The organism is Proteus sp. fly-1067, from assembly GCF_040139345.1.
Classification (GTDB): Bacteria; Pseudomonadota; Gammaproteobacteria; order Enterobacterales; family Enterobacteriaceae; genus Proteus; species Proteus vulgaris_B.
Genome location: NZ_JBEEUL010000311.1, coordinates 1 through 503 on the forward strand (window position 1 = coordinate 1; position 503 = coordinate 503).

A 503-nucleotide genomic window follows, 5' to 3' on the forward strand; every position below is an offset into this window, starting at 1 on the left:
GCTTCCGCTTTTTGCAACGCCGCTTCTTTTTGCTTCAACTGGGCCACTTGCTGTTCCAGATCAGCACTCAAGACTTTTATCTGCTCATCAGTGGCTTGCGTCATCAACTGCTTCTGTTTTTCGATCTCTTTTTGCAGCTGCGCCACATCGCTATTGGCTTGCTTCAGCTGCGCTTGTGCCGCGCTAAACGCGTTTTCGTTCTCGGTCAGTTTGGCTTGCAGCTGTTGTTGCGCCTGCTGGCTGTCGCCATACTGTTTTGTCACGGCCTCTTGCGCCGCTTTTTGCGTCTGTAACTGCTGTTGCAGAGCCTTCAGCTCGGCTTCCACATTTTTCTTCTGCTCGGCTTGCGCTGTTTGTGCCGCCAAAGCAGTTTGTAGCTTGCTGGCGTGCTGCTCATACTCTTTTAATTGTGCCAACAGCTGTTGGTTTTGCTGTGCCAGCTGTTTTGCCGCCGCATCTTGCTTCGTCAGTGCCTCTCGGGTCGCTTGGCTCTCCGCTTCCGC

1 pseudogene is annotated in these 503 nt (G+C 53.3%); it reads right to left on the minus strand.

Annotated elements, in window-relative coordinates:
* Positions 1–503 (minus strand): annotated as a pseudogene (locus ABN217_RS20575) (hypothetical protein); the annotation flags it as partial.